This is a genomic window from Microaerobacter geothermalis, from assembly GCF_021608135.1.
GTDB lineage: Bacteria > Bacillota > Bacilli > DSM-22679 > DSM-22679 > Microaerobacter > Microaerobacter geothermalis.
Genome location: NZ_JAKIHL010000025.1, coordinates 42,510 through 48,716, shown reverse-complemented (window position 1 = coordinate 48,716; position 6,207 = coordinate 42,510). Strand labels below are relative to the sequence as shown.

The following is a 6,207-nucleotide window of genomic DNA, read 5'->3' as shown; positions in this document are numbered from 1 at the left end:
AATCAGAAGCATCTTGACACAAACGATAGGAATCATCGCTCTTCAACCCTAACCATATTTTGTAAGGCCTAGGGTTAGTTTTGTATTGTTTTTTTTGGTTCGTGCAACGAGTTAATTTTCAGGATAGTTTCTGAATAATTTATTGTAAACTTGTCAAACATCACGTGGACTGGATCATAGTTGAACTTATTCAGGGGTTTAGTGTCAATTATCTCCCAAATATTTGGATGGATGTTTAAGTTCATTGAGAGTCTTAGTGGCGTGGTTATCGGATAAATATTGAAGGAGGGGTAATGTTGTTGCAGGGAAAAGTGGCTTTAGTGACTGGAGGAAGCCGTGGGATAGGAAGAGCCATTGCATTGGCTTTGGCCCAAGAAGGTGCCAATGTTCTTGTCAATTATGCAGGAAATCAACAGGCTGCAGAAGAAGTAGTAAAGGAAATTGAAAGTTTGGGAAGAAAATCCATTTCGATTCAGGCCAATATCTCTGATTCTGATCAGGTTCAGAAGATGGTGGATCAAGCGGTTCAAACCTTTGGACGCCTGGATATTTTAGTGAATAATGCAGGTATAACCAGGGACAACCTGCTCATAAGAATGAAAGAAGAAGAGTGGGATCAGGTGCTGGATACTAATCTGAAGGGTGTGTTTCTTACATCTAAAGCTGCAGCTAAACCGATGATGAAGCAGCGATATGGCAAAATTATCAATATTTCCTCTGTGGTTGGAGTCTTGGGAAATCCGGGACAGGCCAATTATGTGGCTGCTAAAGCAGGAGTGATCGGATTAACAAAAACCTTGGCGAGGGAGTTGGCTTCACGCAATATCACCGTAAATGCAGTGGCTCCAGGGTTTATTGAAACGGATATGACAGCAAAGCTTGGCGAAGAAGTAAGAAAGAATTTACTGTCCCAGATACCCTTAAACCGTTTGGGGCAACCGGATGATATTGCACAAGTGGTGTTATTTCTATGCTCAGACAAGTCCAACTACATAACAGGGCAAACCCTTCATGTGGATGGCGGAATGGTGATGTGAATTTCAACCTCTTTAAGGTAGCTTTTCTTTTAAGGTTTTCGTATAATACGTGAGAGGAGGTGAAGGTGTAATGGCAGATACCTTTGAGAAAGTAAAAAAAATCATCGTAGATCGCCTAGGAGTTGAAGAATCCGAGGTCACCATGGAAGCTTCCTTTAAGGATGATCTGGGAGCCGATTCTCTCGATGTCGTTGAACTGGTGATGGAATTGGAAGATGAGTTTGATTTGGAAATTTCCGACGAAGAAGCTGAGAAGATTTCTACTGTTGGAGAAGTAGTGGCGTACATAGAATCCCAAAAGTAGAATTTGCCAAGTCCCGTATTTACGGGACTTCTCTCCTCATCTGCTCGTTCACTTTAGTGAGTGACTTAAAATAGATTTAATAATAACCTTTTGAGGTGAATGTTATGACCAATCGAGTTGTCATTACTGGAATGGGTGTGATGACTTCCCTTGGGAAAACCTTAGATGAATTCTGGGGTTCCTTGTTATCTGGCAAATCGGGTATTGACCGAATCACTTCTTTTGATGTAAGTGAATATCCCACCCAAATCGCAGCAGAAATCAAGGATTTTAATCCTGAAGACTACATGGACAAGAAAGATGCCAGAAGGATGGATCGCTTTGCTCAATTTGCCGTTGCTGCAACGAAAACGGCGATGGAGGATGCCCGTCTTTCCATGGATGAGGTGAATCCCGATAAAGTCGGGGTGTATATCGGTTCTGGAATCGGTGGACTTGGTACATGGGAAGAACAACATCAAATCCTGATGGAAAAGGGGCCGAGAAGAGTCAGTCCATTTTTTATACCAATGATGATTGCCAACATGGCTTCCGGGCAGGTATCCATTATGTTTGGTGCAAAAGGACCAAACAGTTCTCCAATTTCTGCCTGTGCCACAGGAACCCATGCTGTTGGAGATGCCTTTAAAATAATTCAGCGGGGTCAGGCTGACGTGATGATTGCAGGTGGTTCTGAAGCCACCATTCGTCCCATGGCATTGGCTGGTTTTTGTGCGGCAAGGGCCATGTCTACCCGAAACGATGAACCAACCAAAGCGAGCCGTCCCTTTGACAAGAATCGGGATGGATTTGTAATGGGTGAAGGGGCAGGTGTATTGATTCTTGAGTCTTTGGAACATGCTAAGAAACGGGGTGCCAAGATCTATGCCGAGGTTGTGGGCTATGGCATGAGCGGTGACGCGTATCATTTAACTGCCCCTGCCCCGGAAGGGGAGGGTGCTGCCCGTGCGATGAAAGAGGCCATCGTGGATGCAGGATTGAATCCTGAGGATGTTGATTATATTAATGCCCATGGAACTTCCACTGAGTATAACGATAAATTTGAGACATTAGCGATCAAAACGGTATTTGGAGACCATGCTTATAGGCTGGCGGTTAGTTCCACAAAATCTATGACCGGACATCTGCTTGGCGCTACTGGAGGAATTGAAGCTATTGTTTGTGCCAAGACCCTGATGGATCAAGTGATACCGCCAACGATTAATTATGAAACACCAGATCCGGAATGTGATCTAGATTATGTTCCAAATGAAGCAAGAAAAAGTAATGTTAGGGTGGCTCTATCCAACTCCTTTGGATTTGGCGGTCATAATGCAACGATTATATTAAAGAAGTATGAGGAGTAATGATGGATTCATTTTTACATTTAAGAAGGTTAACTTCTTAAAAGGAATAAAGTATAAGAAAAACTAAGGCTTTCGCTATCAAGGACTTGGCGATAAGCCAAGTTTTTCTAATCAAACTTAGGAGTGAGTACTGGTGGGTTTTTCGGAATTTCAACAAGAAATCGGGATATTTTTTTACAATGAGAAATTGTTGAGGCAGGCATTTACTCACTCATCTTATGTTAATGAGCACAGACATAAATCATTGCAAGATAATGAACGATTGGAATTTTTGGGAGATGCAGTGTTGGAACTGACAATCTCCCAGTTCCTTTATTCCCATTATCCCAGGATGAGTGAAGGTGAAATGACAAAGCTTCGGGCAGCTATCGTATGTGAACCGTCATTGGTCTCCTTTGCCGAGCAACTTCACTTCGGTGATCTTGTATTGTTGGGCAAAGGAGAAGAATTGACCGGAGGACGTGAGCGACCTGCTTTATTGGCTGACGTCTTTGAAGCATTTATCGGAGCCTTGTATCTGGATCAAGGGTTGGAAAGTGTTTTTCAGTTTTTGGATAAATATGTTTTCCCCAAAATTGAACATGGGGATTTTACTCAACCAACCGATTTCAAAAGCATGCTCCAGGAATATGTTCAGCATGACAGTTTGGGAGAGCTGAATTACCGTATTATTCAGGAAAGGGGACCTGCCCACCACCGGGAATTTGTTGCGGAAGTTCTGCTAAGTGATAAAGCATTGGGTCGTGGTGTCGGACGCTCTAAAAAGGAGGCCGAGCAAAAGGCCGCCGAAATGGCCCTTCATGAACTGCATGCGTTGAGGAAGCCGTTACAAAAAATGTAGCGGCTTTCTGTATTAGTGCCCTCTATTGTCATGACGTTCTTAGAAGAAAAAATAAAAAATGTTCAAAGAAAATTTTGGATATTATAGAAGGATTTTTGTGGAAATTTATCTAATGTTAGTATTGCACGGAATTCTACACTAATTTTGATCGACTGTCTGTTTACATTGTGGAGAAATTGTATCTCTTAAAGTCGAGGTTCAGAAAAATTTAATGGCAAATAAAATTGGAGAAGATGGAAACGATGTTTAAATTAAATCATGTAAAAGTCAAGGGAATTCTGGATATCGATCAACTGGTTATTCCGTCCCACCGCATTACCTGCATTGTCGGGGAAAGCGGAAGTGGAAAAACAACGCTGTTAAAGCTGTTGAATCATCTGATTAGCTGCGATGAAGGCGAGATTTGGGTGGATAATATACCCATATCTCAATGGGATCCGATTGAACTAAGGCGGAGCGTCGTCATGTTGCCGCAAACCCCAGCTATATTTAAAGGAACAGTAAGGGATAATTTGCTGATTGGGCTAATATTTTCTGAGAAACCGTCGGTTCAGGATGTTCAATTATCGGAAGTTTTGGAGAAAGTTCGCCTTCATAAAGAACTGGACCAGGATGCGGACTCTTTGTCCGGAGGAGAAAAACAGCGATTGGCCTTAGCTAGGGTGTTGCTGATGACCCCCCTTGTTCTGTTGCTGGATGAACCCTCTTCTGCATTGGATGAAGATACTACTAATTTTGTGATGCAGCAACTGGCGGGATACGTTAAGACCCAGCAAAAAACAATGGTTATGGTTACCCATTCTAAGGCAGTCGTTCAATCTTTTGCTGATCATGTCGTCGAAATACACAAGGGTAGGATTGTGGGAATAAGGGGGTGCAGTGGATGAACGGAGTTGGAAGTATCGATCTTCAACTTTGGCAATTAGCTGCGGCTTATATTTTTATTCTGTTGCTGATCGTGATCGTTCGGATCAAAGGAATTGAGAGGGAAAAGGAAATCTTGATTTCTTCCATTCGGATGACGATTCAATTGGTGCTCGTAGGTTATATCCTTGCCTATGTTTTTGATCAAAGGCATCCCTTTTATACCATAATTATTATCGCCATCATGCTCATCTTTGCAATCTATAATATTTTTAAACGGACCAAATCGCCGCTATCTGTCGAGATAAAAAGAATCATTGCCCTCTCCATGGCAGCGGGCATCTTGGCCAGTTTGACTTATTTTATTCTTGTCGTTCTGCAAGTGTTTCCCTGGTACGAGCCCAGGTATGTCATCCCGATTGCCGGGATGATCATCGGCAATGCCATGACGGGTATCTCCCTTGGCGTTAATACCCTTCTGGAAGGGATGACATCCAATAAACATTTAGTGGAGTCTGCTTTGATGCTCGGAGCCACACCAAAGGCTGCTTCCAAACAAATAGTGAATCAAGCATTTGATGCTGCGATGCTGCCAACGATTAATTCAATGGTAGGAATGGGAATCGTTTTTTTGCCGGGGATGATGACCGGTCAAATTCTTGGTGGTGCTTCGCCGATTGTAGCGATTGAGTATCAGATTGCAGTGATGCTGGGGATCGTCGGAAGCGTTTCTTTGACAGTGCTTGTTTTTGTTCAGTTTGGCTATAAAACATTCTTTAATTCCCGCAGTCAGATGAAGATATCTATTGGTAATCATAAAAGAAATTAAAATCAATATCGATTAACCAAGCAGGCTCCTTTCACAATACGGTGATCATATTAAAGATCATTCTCAAAATGAATCCCCAGATATTGAAATGGTAGATAGCAAATACCTAGTAATCAGCTAAGAACTAATGGCTATCTAGCAGTAATTGTTTTAGTTTTTTCCGAATGAAAGTGAAGTTGTGCGTGATACGATGGAAAACAGGAGGTTGAATTAAATGAATCATATCATCATCACAGGTGCATCCAGAGGATTGGGAGAGGCTATAACAAGAAAGTTACTGGTTCCTGAAAATCACTTGTTTTGCATTTCCAGAAAGAAAAATGAGGAGTTAATAACTAAAGCCAATAAAAACGAGGTTTCCTTAGATTATTATGAGTTTGACCTCGGCTCCTTAGAAAATATAGAGAATGTAATGAACAATATTTTTCAAAAACTGGATGATACTAAGGTTCACTCTATTGCTTTAGTGAATAATGCCGGGGTTGTTAAGCCTATAAAACCGCTTGAGAAGTGTGAAAGTGATGAAATTATCAATAATATAAACGTGAACTTATTGGCACCAATGCTGCTCACTTCTTTGTTTATTAGATATACGGAAGGGTTTAAAGTAGACAAGAGAGTTATAAATATCTCATCTGGAGCCGGAAAAAAGCCATATTATGGTTGGAGCTGTTACTGCACTTCGAAGGCAGGATTAGACTTGTTTACCCGATGTGTGGGTGTTGAACAGCAAAATAAAGATTATCCGGTAAAAATCTTGTCGATTGCACCTGGAATAGTAGATACGGATATGCAGAAAGATATTCGGGCATCAAATAAGGAAGATTTCGTGGATCTAAAACGTTTTATTTCCTACAAAGAAGAAGGGATGCTAATGTCACCTGAGTTTGTGGCTGAAAAAATTGTTCGGTTTTTAGAAGAGGATTTTGAACAGGGTGGAGTCATTGATATACGGGATCTACAATAAAAAGACTCTCGAATATGTA

Annotated in this window: 7 protein-coding genes; all 7 read left to right on the top strand. The window is 41.5% G+C overall.

The window, feature by feature from the left end:
• The first annotated feature begins 296 nt into the window (after nt 1-296).
• Nucleotides 297-1,037, top strand: a complete 741-nt coding sequence (gene fabG / locus L1765_RS10370) for a 3-oxoacyl-[acyl-carrier-protein] reductase (protein WP_236406982.1) — start codon at nt 297-299, stop codon at nt 1,035-1,037.
• 70 nt (nt 1,038-1,107) lie between these two features.
• Nucleotides 1,108-1,341, top strand: coding sequence for an acyl carrier protein (gene acpP / locus L1765_RS10365; protein WP_236406980.1), 234 nt, complete (start codon nt 1,108-1,110; stop codon nt 1,339-1,341).
• A gap of 104 nt (nt 1,342-1,445) precedes the next feature.
• A complete protein-coding gene (fabF, locus tag L1765_RS10360; RefSeq protein ID WP_236406978.1) occupies nt 1,446-2,687 on the top strand; it encodes a beta-ketoacyl-ACP synthase II in 1,242 nt (413 codons plus the stop codon).
• Between the two features lie 133 nt (nt 2,688-2,820).
• Complete coding sequence (gene rnc, locus L1765_RS10355; RefSeq protein WP_236406976.1) at nt 2,821-3,528, top strand: ribonuclease III; 708 nt, start codon at nt 2,821-2,823, stop codon at nt 3,526-3,528.
• A 242-nt stretch (nt 3,529-3,770) separates the two neighbouring features.
• The gene (locus L1765_RS10350; protein ID WP_236406986.1) at nt 3,771-4,415 is read left to right on the top strand and encodes an ABC transporter ATP-binding protein; all 645 of its coding nucleotides are present in this window, start codon (nt 3,771-3,773) and stop codon (nt 4,413-4,415) included.
• Nucleotides 4,412-5,221, top strand: a complete 810-nt coding sequence (locus tag L1765_RS10345) for an ABC transporter permease (protein ID WP_236406973.1) — start codon at nt 4,412-4,414, stop codon at nt 5,219-5,221. The genes L1765_RS10350 and L1765_RS10345 overlap by 4 nt, the downstream gene beginning before the upstream one ends.
• A gap of 214 nt (nt 5,222-5,435) precedes the next feature.
• Nucleotides 5,436-6,188 (top strand): (S)-benzoin forming benzil reductase, encoded by a 753-nt coding sequence (locus L1765_RS10340; RefSeq protein ID WP_236406972.1) that lies wholly within the window; start codon nt 5,436-5,438, stop codon nt 6,186-6,188.
• The last annotated feature ends 19 nt before the right edge of the window (nt 6,189-6,207 follow it).

Bases quoted from the DNA above. Each gene is read 5' to 3' on its own strand.
- fabF (WP_236406978.1), top strand. From the start codon at position 1,446: ATGACCAATCGAGTTGTCATTACTGGAATGGGTGTGATGACTTCCCTT.
- acpP (WP_236406980.1), top strand. From the start codon at position 1,108: ATGGCAGATACCTTTGAGAAAGTAAAAAAAATCATCGTAGATCGCCTA.
- L1765_RS10350 (WP_236406986.1), top strand. From the start codon at position 3,771: ATGTTTAAATTAAATCATGTAAAAGTCAAGGGAATTCTGGATATCGAT.
- L1765_RS10345 (WP_236406973.1), top strand. From the start codon at position 4,412: ATGAACGGAGTTGGAAGTATCGATCTTCAACTTTGGCAATTAGCTGCG.
- L1765_RS10340 (WP_236406972.1), top strand. From the start codon at position 5,436: ATGAATCATATCATCATCACAGGTGCATCCAGAGGATTGGGAGAGGCT.